Below are 17,654 nucleotides of genomic sequence, written 5' to 3' on the forward strand. Positions count from 1 at the left end.
AATTTAGTCGAGTAACTTCAGCGCCAGGGGAATGAGACTGGCGTCGGGTCGTGTTGCAGCAACTTTCCCGGCCACCCGCATCCCCAGAACAATGCAGAGCATAAGCGACGCAGTGGAATCACTGTCCAGCGTCGGATTAATCGATCCGTCCTTCTGACCCAGAGTGATTATCTGCTGAAGATTCTGCTTGTTGCGCATGAGCGCAGCGGTGACTGCGCTGGCCAAATCCTCATCCAGTGTATGTAACTCCACGGCGCTGACAGCTACCAGACAGCCGCGCTCTCCTTCAATATCGCGCACGGATTCCACATAAAAATGCAGCAGCGCCGCCAGTTGCTCCCGCCCATTTGCACATTGCACCAGACGGGCCGCGAGGCTGCTAAAACGCTGTGAGAGATAGCGTGCAAAGACCTTTGCAAACAGCGTTCGCTTATCGGAAAACGCTTTATAGATGCTGCCAGTAGTAAGATGCATCGCCTGGCTTAAATCACCAATCGACGTGGCGTGATAGCCTTTTTGGCGGAAGATCAGCATCGCATTGTCCAGCGCCGTATCCGTATCGAACTCGCGCGGTCGGCCTCGTTCTTTAGAGTGGCTGTTGTTCATTGCAAAGACACTTAGGAAATGATTGTTCCCTTAAACATAAACCGATTTACCTGACAAAAAAAGCACTTTAATCATGCCGCTTGATCAGAGGGTTCCTGCTTCATCAATTTTTTATAGCGCTGCCTGGTGTCCAGCTCGTAGATTTGACGTGAAATGAGGCCCTGAAGCTAAAGCCTCATCTATCGTGCAGCTTATCTTTGCTGAAGAAACCGGGTGATGGGACAGTGCTGATTAACTTGCAGACCGCCGCGATCCACATCCAGACGCGGGGCGATAAATTACGGGTTATCGCCCTGACATTGATCCTTTCGATGTCACTCTTACTGCTGCTATTGCGTATTCCCGGCATCCGGAATCTGATCAGCCTGTAGTCGCTGTGCGGCACGCATGGTTGCGGCCCGGCGCGTAGCAATAAACGCCGCCATCTTCGCCTTTGCCTGCTCGACTTCCTGTGGCGGTGCGGTCTTAGGGGAACCGCTGGTGAATGGCGGTTGTGGATCATATTCCATCTGTAACTGAACCGCTTTCGCCACTGCGTCACCTGCAATTTCTGCCACCAGCGTCAGGGCAAAATCGATGCCTGAGGTCACACCTGCCCCACTGATGCGATTACGGTCACGCACCACCCGCTGACTGACCGGATCCGCACCCAGCAAGGCCAGCTGATCGATGGAACTCCAGTGCGAGGTCGCGCGATATCCTTTAAGCAATCCGGCGGCCCCCAGCACCAGCGATCCGGTACAGACCGATGTAATCCACTGTGCCTGAGTGGCCTGCTTTTGAAGGAACTTCAGCGTGACGTCATCTGACATCAGGGCGATTTGACCCGGGCCGCCGGGCACACAGATCACATCCAGTTGCGGGCACGTATCAAACGTCATGGTGGGCAATACAGACAGGCCTCGATCGGAGCGCACTGGCTGAAGATCTTTCCAGACCAGATGACAACTGGTGTCGGGCGTGCGCGCAAACACCTCCCAGGGACCGGTTAGATCGAGTTGTGTGACATCAGGAAAGAGTAAAAGGCCAATCTGTAACGGACGATTCATAGGTGAACTCCGAGCAGGTGATAAACCCTCATCATGCCGTTATGTCCATGCAGATAGCAATCCTGGACGAGACGCAGTTAAGCAGCCACAGGACAAATCGGCATCAGGATACGCCAATGAAGCGTAACAGCGCCGTCATCACCGCCGCCCCCAGAATAATCACAATCAGCGGGGCCCGACGCCACGCCAGTAATAGCGCAAAGCCTACGCCAGCCACACGAGCCACACCGGCAAAATGCTGCCCCTCAAACAACGTGGTGGTCGCAGCTACCGCCAGCAGCAAGACAGTGGCAGCGTCAGAGAGCATCTGCTGGGTGCGCTCGCTAATAGGCAGACGGTTTCCCAGCCTGACGCCTGCGAAACGCATCAGATACGTCCCTGCGGCCAGCATAGCAATGCCGGCAATGATCATTCCCTGATGCGTCATTTGCGCGATCTCCATGTCAGCAGGCCCAGCAGTGAGAACAACACCGGCATGCCCGGCGGAACCAGTGGCGTCGCCAGCAGCGAGAGTAATGCCCCGACAGTGGCAGGGATCCGGGTTCGTCGCTGTCGCAGCGCGGGAAAAATGAGGGCAATCAGAATGGCCGGGAATACCGCATCCAGCCCAATCACCGAGACATCAGGAATAAACTGCCCTATCGCCGCGCCGGTCATCACGCTGACAGGCCAGATAAAGCCGATGCCGATGCCGCACAGCCAGTAAGCGCTACGACGTTGAGCCAGTTGAGGCTGAGAGATTCCGAATACCACGCTTTCATCGTTCATAATGTGACAGCCAAACCAACCCCGCGGGCCCGTTCCCACCAGATCTTTTACCGCAATGCCAAACGGCAGATGACGCGCGTTCACCAGCAAGCCCGCAGCGGCGGCGGTAAAGGGACTGCCGCCACCGGCCACAATGCCAATAAAAAGAAACTCTGACGCCCCCGCCAGCACCAGCGTTGAGAGCGCCAGTGGCACCCAGAGCGGAAATCCGTCGGCGGAGGCCAGCGAGCCATAAGATAAACCGACAATCCCATCAGCCAGGCAGACCAGGAAAATCGCTTTAATTACCCCTTTGTCCAGCAACTGCATTTGCGGAAAACGCATCACTCTGTCTCATAATGAACGTATAATCCGATATAATGAACATCGCCACGGCGATTTACAAGGCGAACGTTATGTTCGATATAAAAAACACTTTAAGTTTCGGGAGTGCATTTGAATACCCCTATCAGCATTATTGCTAACGCTTTAGTGCGTGAACGTCAGCGAGCAGGTCTGTCACTGGCTGAAGTAGCACGCCGCGCAGGGATCGCCAAATCTACGCTGTCACAACTGGAAGCGGGAAATGGTAATCCGGGCATTGAGACGCTGTGGTCGTTGTGCGTGACGCTGAATATTCCCTTTTCACGTCTGCTGGAACCCGATGCACGTCGCCTGCAGGTGATACGACGTGGAGAAGGTCTGTCGGTTACCGCCGACCTGGCCGATTATCAGGCCGTTTTGCTGGCATCCTGCCCACCCGGCGTGCGGCGTGATATTTATCTGCTGGAGGTCCAGCCGGGGAGCGAACGCATTTCACAGCCTCACATCCCCAATACCATTGAGCATATTATTATTGCCAAAGGGCGTGCGCTGGTTGGCCCGGTAGAGAGTGCTGTGGAGCTGGATGTGGGTGATTACATTACCTATCCGGGCGATGAGCTCCATATCTTCCGGGCACTGGAAGCCGATACGCTGGCATTGCTCGTCATTGAGCACAGTTAATTAGCGCCCGGCGAGCTTTTCCTGAGTTTCGGCGGGCGTGAGGTGTGTGATCAGCTGCACCTCACTGCTCAGACTGATCTCTGGATAATGTTCGCGCATCCCCGCCAGCAGCACCGCATCCGGCCATTCAGCCTCCTTCCCCAACCTTGCGGCGATGTGATTCAGGCGCAGCGTTTCGATTCTCGTCACCCATACAATTACTGTGTCAGTTGCATCCTCCTGATTGACCAGTTTCAGTGGACCGGTGACGACATCGCCCTCCTGCCAGCGTATTGTTGAGGTTTTCGCGCCGCTTTTGACGTCCGGCACAAGACGCGGCACCAGTGTGAGTGTTTGCATCACTTCTCCTTCTTTCTTAATCATCTTCATTATCAGAGACGGGAACAGAAATCGCGATTGGAAACAGAAAAATAAATGATATGTTATAACATATTTATCAATCATTGCTGACACTCCATGAGATGGCTGCAGGCTCTGAGCATTGGATCAATCTGGCCGATCCTGTGCCTGGCTGGTTTGATGAAGCCACTATCTGAAGCTGCGGTTGACGTCCATCTTCGACTTCGCAATAGTGAAACGACCCGGCGGGAAGCAGTTTTCCACTCATCCCTGTTCAGGAGAGACCAGATATGCCACAACGTATTGCCGTAATCGGTGCAGGCGTGCTGGGTTTAGCCGTCGCGCAATCATTGTCGCGACGGGGCGCGCAGGTCACCGTCTTCGATAAAAACTATCCTGGCAGCGGAACCAGTCAAATCAGCTATGCCTGGGTCAATGCCAACGGCAAAGAACCCACCTGCTACCATGATCTGAATGCCTATGCGATAGACGAGCACAAGCGCTGGCAGGCCAGTCATCCTGCATCGCCCCAATGGCTGCTCGAAACCGGCACGCTGGAGTGGGCAGCCGATCAATCGTCCCTGTGCCAGCTGGCGCAACGCGCAGCAAAGCTCACAACGCTTGATTATCCCGTTGAGAAACGTAGCCGCGCCGCACTTCTGGATGCTCTGCCCGAGTTGCGGCTCGATCCCCGCATTCAGCACGCATGGTTTTTCCCGTCGGAGTGCCTGCTCTATCCGAGCTTGTTTATCGCCTCTCTGCTGGCGGACCTGCGCGCCAGTGGCGCACAGCTGGTCTGCAACAATGAAGTGACAACCCTGACTGAAACAAATCGGGATGTGCATCTGACGCTGGTCAGTGGTGATGAATGGCGTGGCGATCAGCTGGTACTGGCGACTGGCAGATGGGCACCGGAACTCATAAGTCAATGCGGGCTTGAACTGGCGATGACCGATGCAAATCGCGCCGATCCTGTTGCCTGTAGTTTTCTGGCGCAGACGCAGCCTCTGCCGATTCCACTTAAATGCAATTTGATTACCCCGGAACTGAATGTACGGCCGGATGGCGGCGGCCGCCTGATGCTGCAGGCGCTGGATCTGGATCAGCATGCCGATCCGGCACGGCCGGTCTCGCCGGATGGACTGATCGGTAAAGAGATGCTGCGTCGATTACGTCGGCTGTTTAGAAACGCGGAAGGTGCGAGAATTGAGCGGATTGAAACAGGACAGCGGTCGCGTCCGGCTGATGGCTTACCGGCAACAGGCTACATCAGCGAGTCAGCACGCGTTTATCTGATGGTCAGCCATAGCGGAATGACCCTTGCCCCGTTGCTGGGCAGGCTGGTGGCTGAGGAGATGCTGAGCGGCACAGCGTCACCGATGCTGAGTGCGTTTGCACCGGATCGGTTGCTGCGTCCGCTCAGTGCGGTCGCTAAAGCAGCGCCCGCTTATCTTCCATCGGCGCAGTAAGAACTAGCGGCGGTTTTTCCACACGGTCTGCACGTTACAGAATTCGTGCACACCAAAGTGCGACAGCTCACGGCCGTAGCCGCTTTTCTTCACGCCACCAATGGTAACCCGCGGATCGGACGCGCCGTTGCCATTGATAAACACCGCACCAACTTCCAGCTGCAGCGCCAGTTTATCGGCAATCTCTTCGTTACCGCTCCAGACGGTAGCACTGAGGCCAAACTCACTGTCATTAGCGATCTCCAGTGCATGTTGAGGATCCCGTGCCACAGCAATAGCGGCGACCGGGCCAAACAGCTCCTGTCTGAATGCGGTCATGTTACTGGTGACATCTGCGAGAATGGTCGGCGCATAGTAGTTACCCTGCCCTGCTACCTTTTCACCACCCAGCACCAGACGCGCACCTTCGCTCAGTGTCGCTTTAACCTGTCCATCCAGTTCGTCACGCAGATCGGCGCGAGCCATTGGGCCCAGGAAGGTGTTTTCATCCAGAGGATCGCCCATGGTGAGCGCCTGAACCGCGGCCGTGAAACGCTTTTCAAACTCTTCTACAATTGGCGCTTCAATAATAAAGCGTTTAGCGGCCATGCAGACTTGCCCGGTATTCTGGAAACGCCCAATGACAGCAGATTTAACCGCTTCATCAAGATCAGCATCTGCCAGCACGATAAAGGGGTCGGATCCGCCCAGTTCCAGCACGGTTTTCTTCAGTGCAGCACCCGCCTGTGCGGCGATGGCTGCGCCAGCCCGTACGCTGCCGGTTACGGCGACGGCAGCAATACGATCATCTTTGATGGCGACTGAGACACCGTCGTTGTCGACGTTGACCAGGTTAAAGCCACCCGCTGGCAGATCGGTTGCGCTGAACAGCTCAGCCATCAATGTGGCGCTGCCCATGACGTTAGGTGCGTGTTTCAGCAGGTAGGTGTTACCTGCCAGCAACATGCTCACTGCGCCTCGCAGAACCTGCCACAGTGGGAAATTCCATGGCATCACCGCCAGGATCACACCGATGGGACGGAACCGTTGCCATGCATCAGCAATCTGGGTGGGCTGATCGGCCAGCATCGCAGGGCCATGTTCAGCATACCAGTCGCATAAGTTGGCGCATTTAAGGACTTCAGCGCGTGCCTGCGAAATGGGTTTTCCCATCTCCGTTGTGATCATACGGGAAAGATCAGGCTCTCGCAGACGCAGTTGCTCACCAAGTTGGCGTAATACGCGAACCCGATCGGTCATGCTGCTGTGTTTCCATGTAGCAAAAGCAGATGCGCTGGTTTTAAGCGTCTGCTCCAGCTCTGCCGGGTTCTGCAGTGGATAGCGTGCCAGAATTTCACCAGTTGCGGGGTTACGTGATAGGGCATGTTCAGTCATGGTGCCGTTTTCCTCATTCTGTCAGTGATGGAGAGACGATACGCGCTGTAGTTGATGATGAAAAATGAATAATAGTGAGGAAGTTGTTTATTATATGAGAATCTGGAATATGTGGTGCGAAGATTCAGTAAAGTAACCTGCTAATTGCTAACAATCATTTGCTGATAAATAACATGTACGAAGATTACGTTTTGAAGCAGTTTTCCACTTATACAGTGACCAGATCCTAAAAGACGATCCTTAATAGATCATAGAGAGATCCTAAGAGATCCCCGATCGGCGCAGGCCGCGCCCACCAAGGGCTAAAAGGGTGATCGTGTTCACTATAATCAGTAAAGTGTTCACTGTAATCAGTACTTTATTCACTGTACCAGGTAGAATGTTCACTGTAAACAGTGCTAATGTTCACTGTAGTCAGAAAACGATCCCTTTCATCCACAGAATGAAGATCTTACGCCATGGCAGATAAAGACAACGAAAACAAAGCGTTACTAGAACCTTTTCTGTCTGTGACAAAAAACAGTGGTGAAGTTATCCAGCTTCATCCCAACAAGAATAATACCGTTCAGCCTGTCGCATTAATGCGTCTCGGGCTCTTTGTGCCAACGCTGAAATCGACCGCTCGCGGTAAGTCCGGGGCGATGGCCTCAACAGATGCGACGAAAGAGCTAAAGAACCTGACGCTGGTGAAAGCGGAGGGTTACGAAAAGATTACCATTACCGGCGCGCGGCTGGATATGGATAACGATTTTAAAACCTGGGCAGGTATTATTCAGTCATTCTCGCGTTATCCGACCAAAGGCGACACGGTCACCCTCCCGTTTATTGATTTTGTGAAGATGTGCGGCATTCCCTCTGCTAACTCTTCCGCTGCGCTACGAAAACGCCTTGATGCCTCGCTACGACGTATTGCGACCAATACCCTCTCCTTTGAAGGCAATGGCAAGGCGTATCATACTCACCTGGTGCAGTCTGCTTATTACGACCGTGAAAAAGATATCGTCCGCATTCAGGCTGATCCTAAGCTGTTCGAACTTTATAATTTCGACCACAAAGTACTGCTTCAGCTCCGGGCCATCTCCCGCCTCAAGCGTAAAGAGTCTGCGCAGGCGCTCTACACCTTCCTGGAGAGTTTGCCGACAAATCCGGCACCCATCTCCCTTGCACGTTTGCGTATGCGTCTTAACCTCGGTTCAAAGACTACTACGCAGAACCACGTGGTAAGGCGCGCGATGGAGCAGCTAAAAGAGATCGGTTATCTGGATTATTCAGAAGTGAAGCGCGGCCGCTCTGTGTTTTTCATTATTCACAGTCGCACGCCTAAGCTTGATGGTATCGGTAATCTGGAGAGTATTGATTCGCTGGATGAGATCGAGTTTGAAGATTAACGCCTGACGTTCACTGTAATCAGCATTCCTGCGTGGCAGTGTCACTTCCTCTGTGCATGATGACATTGCTTCCATCACTTCACCCTTCACTGTAATCAGTACTCCTCAGGCATTCACTGTAATCAGTATTGTTCACTGTAATCAGTAAACGCTACGTGATGATCCGCGCCCCGATGTTAGCCTGCAACTCACTATTCGTTTGTTGATAAGGTTTTTAGAGTAAGTGTGTACTTACATACTTCTTTGCTGGTATCTGCCTTTGCCCTGTTTACTGATTACAGTGAATGTATGGATTCAGGCTAAGGGCACGTCTCTCTTTTGCTGATTACAGTGAACGCTACTGATTACAGTGAATGTTAGTACTCTGTCGTGCCACTCAGGTTCATCGCGGGATCGTGCCTCTCAGTCAGTGATAACGGACAGGCCGGGCTGTTGATCCACGTGACACTGTTACTGATTACAGTGAATGTATGCAGGCTGACCTCGTCCTCTTTTCTGCGCCTTGCCGTCTTGCCCGTTTGCCATGTGGTCTACTGATTACAGTGAACGTTGATACCTGAAGCCTCATTCAGGGCAGTCCCAATCGCTATGATTGAGCAGAGACGTCCTGCTGATTACAGTGAACGTTCTACTGAATACAGTGAATCTTTGTTGAGAGGATAGACGACTTGTTGCGTCGGCTACTGATTACAGTGAACGTTCCGTCAAAAGGGTCATGCCCTTATTGATGTGCAAAAGCAGAGGACAGCCTGCTCAAGGCTTGTCAGTCATTGCGTACACGTTGATAGTCATCGTTAGTTTGTCACGGCTGGGCACCGGTTGGCGCTGTAAGAACGCACACTCTCGACTGACTACAGTGAATGTTTATTAAGTCCTTCCTGTGTCTACTGACTACAGTGAATGTCGTTCGATTCCGTCAGGATTTACTGATTACAGTGAACGCTGTCGGAAACTTCTCCTCTTCACCATCTGCCCATCACAGCCTGGAATTTGGCGATGTCTGGCCTTTCATTTGGTCTCAATGCTTTTATGACTCACTCACATTTAAATAGCCGGATATTGCTGACTACAGTGAACGTTTATGTCGCCCTACTCTTTCACGCTGACACCTGACAGACCCATCTACTGATTACAGTGAACGTTCTATCTGTTAAGACGCAATCCGGAGCAATGCTACTGATTACAGTGAACGTTTATACAGACAACGCTAAAACTCAGCATAGTGGGTGGAGCAACTGACTACGCACCCACTACTCTCTCTAAAACAAAGCTCATGACCGACTCACAAATCATCTGGGACGACGCGGATTTGCTGATTACAGTGAACGCTTAGTGAGTATTGAGAGATACCCTGAACTCGGCTGATCTCTTTTTGCATCTGGTTTGTGTATTCCACCCCCTGTTTATCTGCTCACTACAGTGAATGATCTGCTGATTACAGTGAATGCTCTGCAAATTTCATCTGTACAGGCTATTCGTACAGAAACAATAATGTGATGAAGCTCACCAAAATCCGTGTAATTACATAAAAACGCATATCATGTTGAGATGATAATTTATTGCCTCACGTGCAGGATTTCTGTATAAAGTCATAAATCCTACATGTTTGGAGCAACCATGGCTAACGATGACAAACAGGTGATGAAAGTTGCACAGCGTTCAGAACGCATGCTTCTTAGCCTTACCGACCAGATTCAGGCGCAGAAGCAGGAACTGCATGAAAATACGTACTATCAGGTCTATGCCAAAGCGGCGTTAGCAAAGTTGCCCAAACTGACCCGCGCCAGCGTCGATTACGCGGTGAATGAGATGGAAGAGAGCGGTTATCAGTTTGATAAACGGGCTGCCGGTTCTTCTGTTAAATATGCCATGTCGATTCAGAATATTATCGATATCTACCATCATCGTGGCGTACCCAAATATCGCGATCGTCATAGTGATGCTTTCACTATTTTTGTGGGTAATCTCAAGGGCGGCGTCTCCAAAACCGTCTCTACGGTTTCACTGGCTCATGCGCTTCGTGCCCATCCTCATCTCTTATATGAAGATTTACGCATTCTGGTTATTGACCTCGACCCGCAGTCATCGGCAACCATGTTTTTAAATCATGAGCGTTCCGTTGGGCTGGTAGAAGCCACTGCCGCACAGGCGATGTTGCAAAATGTCTCCCGTGATGAACTGGTTAACGAATTTATCGTTCCGTCGATTATCCCTGGTGTGGATGTGCTTCCCGCGTCAATTGATGATGCTTTTATCGCCTCAAGCTGGGACCAGCTTTGTGCTGAGCATCTGCCAGAACAGAACGTCCATGCCGTGCTGTACGACAATGTGATTGCCAAACTTAAAAAAGATTATGACTTTATCTTTATCGACAGCGGCCCACATCTTGATGCTTTCCTGAAAAATGCGATTGCCGCTTCAGATCTCCTGATGACGCCGGTGCCACCCGCTCAGGTTGACTTCCATTCAACATTAAAATACCTGACACGTCTGCCGGAGTTGATTGCGATTATCGAAGACTCCGGCGCCACCTGTCGCCTGCAGGGCAACATTGGCTTTATGTCAAAGCTCTCTAATAAAGCTGACCACAAACTCTGCCATAGCCTGGCAAAAGAGATTTTTGGCGGGGATATGCTTGATGCCGCCCTACCCCGCCTGGATGGGTTCGAACGTTGCGGTGAATCGTTTGATACGGTTATTTCAGCCAATCCGTCAACCTATGTCGGTAGCAGCGAAGCGTTGAAGAATGCACGTTCCGCGGCAGAGGATTTTGCAAAAGCCGTCTTCGACCGTATCGAATTTATTCGCCTGAACTGAGGTTTGTATGAGCGCAAAAAGAATTACGATTGGCAGAACCTTCAGCCAGACTCCACTGGAAAACGACACGAATAACAGCCAGCATAACCAGACATTTGTCCTGGCAACGGGCAAGCGCGCCCAGTTTCGTTTTGAACGTATTGCGGCAAGTGATGTTGAAAGTAAGACATTCGTCACGATGGAAACGAATGGCCGCGATCAAACAGGACTGACACCTGACTCACTACGCGACATTATTCGTACCATCAAGCTGCAGCAGTTTTTCCCGGCTATTGGCGTAATGCGTGATGAGCGCATAGAAATCCTGGATGGCTCTCGCAGACGTGCAGCCGCGCTTATCTGCAAAACCGGGCTGGACGTGCTGGTCACTGATGCTGCAATTACGCCAGATGAAGCGCGCAGACTGGCACAGGATATTCAGACTGCTCGCGAACACAATTTGCGTGAAGTGGGAATGCGACTGTTAACGCTTAAAGATGGCGGTCTGTCGCAGAAAGAAATCGCTGAAAACCAGGGCTTATCGCAAGCGAAAGTCACACGGGCGCTTCAGGCCGCCAGTGTGCCGTCAGATTTAATTGCACTCTTTCCTAATCAGGCTGAGCTTACCTATCCCGACTATAAAGCACTGCTTCAGGCTGCTGATAAATTGAGTGAGTCCGGGCAAAGCACAGAAGCCCTGATTAAATCGATCTCGCGAGAAATTGATGTCGTCTGCGCCCGTGACGGGCTGGCTGAGGATGAGCTTAAAAACCACATTCTGCGTTTGATTCGACAGGGAAGTCAGACGCTGATGAAAGAACCGGAAAAAGACAAAACGCAGGCCATTGCGCTCTGGTCATTTGCTGATAAAGATCGCTTTGCCCGTAAAAAGGTACGCGGTCGTATGTTTAGTTATGAATTTAACCGGCAATCAAAAGAGTTGCAGGAAGAGCTTGATAAAGTCATCGCTGAAACGCTCAAGAAATACCTTAACCGTTGAATCATCCTCACTCCAATCAGCCAGCGCTCGACGCTGGCTTTTTTTTGGGCGGGCTTGAGAGCAATTAAAGGGGATGCAGAATCATGAATTTCAGGCTGAAATCGCCAGCCCGGAGTAAGATGATTATTGTTTAACTTGCTGATTTTTATTGTTTTTATAGGGTTTTCTCAGTCTTGCTGGCGCATGAAATCGCCATATTCTGTTGTCATGTTGTCAGAGCTGATAATTATGAGTTAGCCGACCGGAAGACAATGAATAACCAAAGCGAATTTAATCTGATACAACAATAATCAACTCGCATCGATGTCAGCCTTCACTGAAAAAATAGTGTTAATGCAAGCACGTATTTTTCTGCTGGTTCATTAATAACCAGTAACCTGAGATTTAACTTCTCCATAGCTCGTTCCCTGAGCATAATGCGGGGGTCCCTCTGCGAAACTTTTGTCTGCAAAAGCCTCCGCCAGTATAATGTTCTCTTAAATCATTGTTTTTAAATGTAAATTGCAGTTAATTTCAGCCTGAAATCGCCACTTGGTTACTGGCTATTCTTTGTTGAAACTGTACATGCCTGGAAAAATGAGAGCCTCTATGAATCTCAGATTACGGTCAGAGATGTCATGGATAGAGTATGAAAAAAGATACTCATAAAATATCCCTCACTTATCCACAGAAAAAGTGGATAACTTTTTTCTCGTAACAAACTTATTTTCTGAGCAGTAGCATGTTCACGGTGTGGATTTCAGCGTAAAGGTATCAGGAATGGATTAGAGCACTGAACGCGTCAGTGTTGAATCACAAACTGAAACGCGTTAAGCATCAGATTCACTATGTTGTGTAGACTAACTGAGCGTCGCCAGCTAAACCCTATGCAGATGTTATTAAGCAGCATGAAGAGAAAAACTAAAAACAATCGCTGTTTACAGTGAATCTGGCATTACGCCGTTCTCAACGTAATCATCCCCTTTATCAGTGCCATTTTACCCGCACTATCAGAATCAGGCGGCAGATAAACCCGCTGACCACTGCAATCAGTAAACAGAGTGTTGTGCAGCGGAGCACCACAGCGCTTTTTAGCATCCTGTGATATTTCATAAAGCAGGCTTTAAAGTGGCGAATAGATCTTAATGCCCGGCATCTCAAAAACATCTGACGTCCATATCCCACCAATATGTCTATTCATTTATCCGCTTTGAGCTCACCTCGCGACCTTATCCCAGTCAGCAATCAGCAACCAGGATTGTTGATTTGATTCGCTAGTCGCTAAGGACTTCACCACTGATTAAGCCGCGAATCAGGAAACCCTCACGTCTTCAATAGTGGATAGTTGGCTGACAATGAGTTGCGCACCGGCACTCAGCAATCAAGAAACGGTATGGTCAGCACATTCAATAGAGCTGTGAACACAGACCTGTACTGCTTCAAAGCATGGCGAGTCTGTGGGGCATTCCAGTCGGTATGTCAGGGATTCGAAGTCAGAAAAGACGTTCAGGTGTTCACGGTTACTCCAGTCTCTTTCTTTAATTATTTATCTCCCCCTGAAAGGCGTATTGCTAAAGCTAACTTTCAAATACCGTCTACACTTCGTTGCCCAATCGGTAAATATGTTCCATTTCTATTCCGTATGAAATGTAATCAAACGGATGTTTAACTTATTAATGGCAGGAATATTATGAGTACGAATACACCAGATTCTGGTGAAGCAGGCGATCACGCGCCTGCGGATACGGTACGCCAGCGCATTTTTCTCGTGGTGCTGGTCGCCACTATGGGCGCGCTGGCTTTTGGCTACGACACCGGGATTATTTCGGGTGCGTTACCTTATATGAGTTCACCACCCGGTCAGGGCGGCCTGGGACTGAATTCATTCACTGAAGGCCTGGTGGCCTCTTCACTGGTGTTCGGCGCCGCCATCGGTTCTTTCCTGAGTGGTTTCTTTTCTGATCGTTTTGGTCGCCGTATTACGTTACGCAGCCTGGCTGTGATTTTTGTTCTGGGTTCACTGGGAACGGCGCTGGCACCCTCGGTGAATATTATGGTGGTGATGCGCTTCCTGCTGGGGATTGCTGTCGGCGGTGGCTCTTCCACTGTACCGGTTTTTATTGCCGAGATTGCCGGACCGCGCCTGCGTGCACCTCTGGTAAGCCGCAATGAGCTGATGATCGTGACCGGACAGCTTATTGCCTATGTCGCCAGTACGCTTTTGAGTTATCTGCTGCATGATCAACATCTGTGGCGTTACATGCTGGCGATTGCGATGGTACCAGGATTCCTGCTGTTCATCGGCACGTTCTTCGTTCCTGCATCACCACACTGGCTGGTGGCGGAAGGGCGCTTAAAAGAGGCGAAAAAGATCCTGAAGTATCTGCGTGAAACGCCGCGCGAAGTGCGTCATGAGATGGCGCAGATGAAGAAGCAGGCGAGGGCGGCAGAACGCGGGCCGGATGCGAAAACACTGATCCGTGAGAAATGGGTTATTCGTCTGATGATTATTGGTGTCGGACTGGGCTTTGTCGCGCAGTTTACTGGCGTCAACGGCTTCATGTACTACACACCGATCATTCTGAAGTCGACTGGTCTGGGGACCAGTGCCTCAATCGCCGCCACCATCGGTAATGGCGTGGTTTCTGTTCTGGCCACGTTTGTCGGTATCTGGGCCATTAGTCGCTTCCCGCGTCGCACCATGCTGATTACGGGTTTATGTCTGGTCATCACGGCTCAGATCATGCTGGGTAGCGTGCTGACCTTTATGAGCTCCAGTGTGATGCAGAGCTATCTCGCCCTGGCATGCATTCTGATGTTCCTGTTCTGTATGCAGATGTGCATCTCGCCGGTTTACTGGCTGATGATGTCGGAGCTGTTCCCGATGCAACTGCGTGGCGTATTAACCGGTGGTGCTGTCTCACTACAGTGGATATTTAATGCTGTGGTGGCATTTGGTTTCCCACCTGTTATGGAATATGCAGGCAGCACGACCTTCTTTATCTTTGCCGCAATTAATGTCGGGTCGCTATTCTTTGTGATGGCGATGGTGCCCGAGACGCGCGGCAAGAGCCTTGAAGAGATTGAGTCCCACATGAAAGAGAAGTTCGGTGAAAAGCGCAGAGAGGCTGAAGCGTTATAAGCCCTCAACGGATTCGGCCTGCCGGCCGGATCCGGTTTTACGCTGTTACCATTCCCCGCTAATTCATCCCTAATCGCTTCCCTTCATCTCCAGGCCGCCAAAGCATTCACTGTAATCAGCAAATATTCTGTTCTATTTTTATACAGCGCTGGCGATTTCAGGCTGAAATCGCCAGCGTCTCTCTCTGCATTTTTCCGCTAAGTCTTTCTGTAAATCCGGATTAAGCTAGCATGACTAGTGACAATGATCGCATCCCGCTCTCCGCTATAATCGCAGCTTTTATTCGCGTGGTGTCATTATGGGTTTTTATTTTTCAGGAAAGGACGTATGAACCGGAAGTGGAAAACGGCTAAACGCAGACTCTGGCAGCTGGGGATAGTGACGGGGCTGGTATTACTGCTACTTTTGATTATCCGCATTTATGAAGCCGAGCGCGGACCGGAGTTAAAGCGCTGGCACACCTGGATTCCCCATGAGCTGACCGCGAGCCATCTGGATAATGCGACTTATGCGGATTATCTCAATGCCGAAGACCATCTTTTTAATGAGATGAAGCAGCAGGTCAGCGACAAACTTGAAGCTGAAGACAAAACGCCACTTAATCGATATTACGCCGGCAGCATGATCTATCCTGGCCGTTTCGTGCAGGACTGGAACCGTTCTTATATCCTGCGACCAACAGGCACCCCGCGCGGTGCCGTTGTCCTGTTACATGGTCTGACTGACAGTCCCTATAGCCTGCGTCATGTGGCAGACGTTTATCATCAACGGGGTTATGCGGTCGTCGCGATAAGGTTACCGGGTCACGGTACGGTGCCTGCCGGTTTGACGGATGTAGACTGGCAGGACTGGATGGCCGCCACTCGTCTCGCAGTGAGAGAAGCGACCCGTCTGGCAGGCACGCAGACGCCGCTGCATCTGGTCGGTTTCTCTAACGGTGGGGCGCTGGCGGTAAAATACGCGCTCGACAGCCTGGATGATCACACACTGCGTCGTCCGCAGCAGCTCATACTGCTATCGCCGATGATTGGTGTAACGCGTTTTGCCCGCTTTGCCGGTATTGCCGGGCTGCCCGCTGTATTTCCGGCCTTTTCAAAAACCGCGTGGCTGAACATCGTGCCGGAGTTTAATCCCTTTAAATATAACTCTTTCCCGGTTCACGCTGCCCGTCAGACCTATTTGCTGACGCAGGCGCTGCAGAAGGAGATCCAGCATTACGCACGGAATAAACAGCTGTCTGCCTTCCCGCCGGTACTCACTTTCCAGTCGGTTATGGATTCTACTGTCAGCACACCCTCGGTGATCCGCTCGTTGTATAATTTCCTGCCGGAGAATGGCAGTGAGCTGGTGCTGTTCGATATCAATCAGGCGGTCAGCGTCAGTCCGCTATTTCGTCACTCCTCCTACACCGCGGTAAATCAGCTTTTGCCCGCTGCCCGTCGCCGCTATGCCTCAATGGTTATCACTAATGCCTCAGCGACGTCGCTGGAAATGGTAACGAAAAGCGTGCCTGCCGGTGAGATTCAGGAACAAATTAAACCGCTGGCAATTGATTATCCGGCAGGTCTCTACTCGCTGTCGCATGTTGCCATTCCATTCCCTGCTGAGGATGGTTTATATGGCAGTGCACCCGCTAAGAAGAATGAGTTTGGTATTAGTTTTGGGACGTTGTCACTGCGCGGAGAGAGTGCCGTGCTGATTGTCGGGCTGGACTCGATCATGCGTGCTACCTCCAACCCGTTTTATCCTTACATGATTGAACAAATTGATCACCACATCAGTTGCAGCGACAAGCCGCCACTGGCAGCCTGCCTGAGCCATTTCTGAAGCACCAGAGAATCAGGCCCGCAAATTGCGGGCCTGATGTTATATCGCGTTCAGCTTTTCCATCACCTCATCTGACAGTTGCAGACTGGCACTGGCGAGGTTTTCTTTAAGGTGTTCCGGCGATGACGTACCTGGAATCAGCAGAATATTGGGCGAGCGCCGCAGTAGCCACGCGAGTGCGACCTGCATAGGCGTCGCCTTCAGGGATACTGCGACCTCATTAAGCCGATCCGATTGCAGCGGAGAGAAACCACCCAGTGGGAAAAACGGCACGTAAGCGGTGCCCTGTTGCGCCAGCTGATCCACCAGTTCATCATCCTGTCGATGCGCGAGGTTATACATATTCTGTACGCAGACAATCGGTGTGATGGCCTGCGCTTCTGCAATTTGTGTGGCAGTGACGTTGCTCAGGCCAATGTGCCGAATCAGTCCCCGTGCCTGTAACGCCAGCAACGCCTCCAGCTGTGGCATCAGGGAGCCCTCTTTAGGTTTAGCCGGATGCAACATACTGCGCAGGTTCACGACCTCAATCACGTCCAGCCCAAGGTTGCGCAGGTTATCTTCGACTGCCTGCGTCAGCGCCTCGGGTTCCATCGCCGCCTGCCAGCCACCTTTAGCATCGCGGCGGGCGCCTACTTTGGTGACAATGCAGAGATCCTGAGGATAAGGATAAAGCGCCTTTTTAATTAACTGATTGGTTTCATGCGGCCCATAAAAGTCGCTGGTATCAATATGATTGACCCCTGCCGCGATAGCGTCGTGCAGAACCTGTATTGCCCTGGCTTCATCTTTCACCGGGCCGAAGACGCCTGGCCCGGCTAATTGCATCGCGCCGTAACCAAGACGGTTGACTTCACGATCGCCTAACGGATAAGTCATGGTGGTATTTGACATGAAAACCTCCTGCGTGAATGTAGATCAATTGTAACGGTG

14 protein-coding genes are annotated in these 17,654 nt (G+C 51.3%); 7 read left to right on the plus strand and 7 right to left on the minus strand.

Annotated features, from left to right (window positions below):
- Positions 1-3 precede the first annotated feature (3 nt).
- The 4 genes from P2R09_RS04900 to P2R09_RS04915 all read right to left on the minus strand — a co-directional run bounded on the left by P2R09_RS04900 (position 4) and on the right by P2R09_RS04915 (position 2,747).
- Entirely contained in the window at positions 4-606 is a 603-nt protein-coding gene (locus P2R09_RS04900) for a TetR/AcrR family transcriptional regulator (protein ID WP_275767617.1), read from the minus strand.
- A gap of 329 nt (positions 607-935) precedes the next feature.
- Complete coding sequence (locus tag P2R09_RS04905) at positions 936-1,655, minus strand: DJ-1/PfpI family protein (protein WP_275767618.1); 720 nt, start codon at positions 1,653-1,655, stop codon at positions 936-938.
- Between the two features lie 103 nt (positions 1,656-1,758).
- Positions 1,759-2,082: an AzlD domain-containing protein gene (locus P2R09_RS04910; protein ID WP_275768108.1), complete on the minus strand. Its 324-nt coding sequence runs from the start codon at positions 2,080-2,082 to the stop codon at positions 1,759-1,761.
- Positions 2,079-2,747 carry an AzlC family ABC transporter permease gene (locus P2R09_RS04915; protein ID WP_275767619.1) on the minus strand — a complete coding sequence of 223 codons (669 nt, stop codon included), beginning with the start codon at positions 2,745-2,747 and terminating at the stop codon, positions 2,079-2,081. Before P2R09_RS04915 ends, P2R09_RS04910 begins: the two co-directional genes overlap by 4 nt.
- 111 nt (positions 2,748-2,858) lie before the next feature.
- Here P2R09_RS04915 and P2R09_RS04920 point away from each other — a divergent pair, with 111 nt between their 5' ends.
- Positions 2,859-3,407, plus strand: a complete 549-nt coding sequence (locus P2R09_RS04920; RefSeq protein WP_003855850.1) for an XRE family transcriptional regulator — start codon at positions 2,859-2,861, stop codon at positions 3,405-3,407.
- Here the strand turns inward: P2R09_RS04920 and P2R09_RS04925 are convergent, their stop codons facing one another.
- Complete coding sequence (locus tag P2R09_RS04925; protein WP_275768110.1) at positions 3,408-3,746, minus strand: ASCH domain-containing protein; 339 nt, start codon at positions 3,744-3,746, stop codon at positions 3,408-3,410.
- Positions 3,747-4,036: 290 nt separating this feature from the next.
- On the opposite strand from P2R09_RS04925, the gene P2R09_RS04930 reads away from it, so the two are divergent.
- On the plus strand, positions 4,037-5,215 hold the full coding sequence (locus tag P2R09_RS04930; protein ID WP_275767622.1) for an FAD-binding oxidoreductase: 1,179 nt from the start codon (positions 4,037-4,039) through the stop codon (positions 5,213-5,215).
- A 3-nt stretch (positions 5,216-5,218) separates the two neighbouring features.
- On the opposite strand, the gene P2R09_RS04935 is transcribed toward P2R09_RS04930, so the two are convergent.
- Complete coding sequence (locus tag P2R09_RS04935; RefSeq protein WP_275767624.1) at positions 5,219-6,589, minus strand: aldehyde dehydrogenase family protein; 1,371 nt, start codon at positions 6,587-6,589, stop codon at positions 5,219-5,221.
- A 458-nt stretch (positions 6,590-7,047) separates the two neighbouring features.
- Between P2R09_RS04935 and P2R09_RS04940 the strand changes: the two genes are divergently transcribed.
- The 5 genes from P2R09_RS04940 to P2R09_RS04960 all read left to right on the plus strand — a co-directional run bounded on the left by P2R09_RS04940 (position 7,048) and on the right by P2R09_RS04960 (position 16,721).
- Entirely contained in the window at positions 7,048-7,977 is a 930-nt protein-coding gene (locus P2R09_RS04940) for a RepB family plasmid replication initiator protein (RefSeq protein WP_003855845.1), read from the plus strand.
- Between the two features lie 1,617 nt (positions 7,978-9,594).
- Positions 9,595-10,794, plus strand: coding sequence for an AAA family ATPase (locus P2R09_RS04945; RefSeq protein WP_003855844.1), 1,200 nt, complete (start codon positions 9,595-9,597; stop codon positions 10,792-10,794).
- A 7-nt stretch (positions 10,795-10,801) separates the two neighbouring features.
- On the plus strand, positions 10,802-11,773 hold the full coding sequence (locus P2R09_RS04950) for a ParB family protein (RefSeq protein WP_275767637.1): 972 nt from the start codon (positions 10,802-10,804) through the stop codon (positions 11,771-11,773).
- A gap of 1,669 nt (positions 11,774-13,442) precedes the next feature.
- A complete protein-coding gene (locus P2R09_RS04955) occupies positions 13,443-14,894 on the plus strand; it encodes a sugar porter family MFS transporter (RefSeq protein ID WP_275767639.1) in 1,452 nt (483 codons plus the stop codon).
- Between the two features lie 327 nt (positions 14,895-15,221).
- Entirely contained in the window at positions 15,222-16,721 is a 1,500-nt protein-coding gene (locus P2R09_RS04960) for an alpha/beta hydrolase (RefSeq protein ID WP_275767641.1), read from the plus strand.
- Positions 16,722-16,760: 39 nt separating this feature from the next.
- Here the strand turns inward: P2R09_RS04960 and P2R09_RS04965 are convergent, their stop codons facing one another.
- Positions 16,761-17,615 (minus strand): oxidoreductase, encoded by an 855-nt coding sequence (locus tag P2R09_RS04965; protein WP_275767643.1) that lies wholly within the window; start codon positions 17,613-17,615, stop codon positions 16,761-16,763.
- Between the last annotated feature and the right edge of the window lie 39 nt (positions 17,616-17,654).

The organism is Pantoea sp. Cr_R13, from assembly GCF_029222565.1.
GTDB classification, from domain to species: Bacteria; Pseudomonadota; Gammaproteobacteria; order Enterobacterales; family Enterobacteriaceae; genus Pantoea; species Pantoea eucalypti.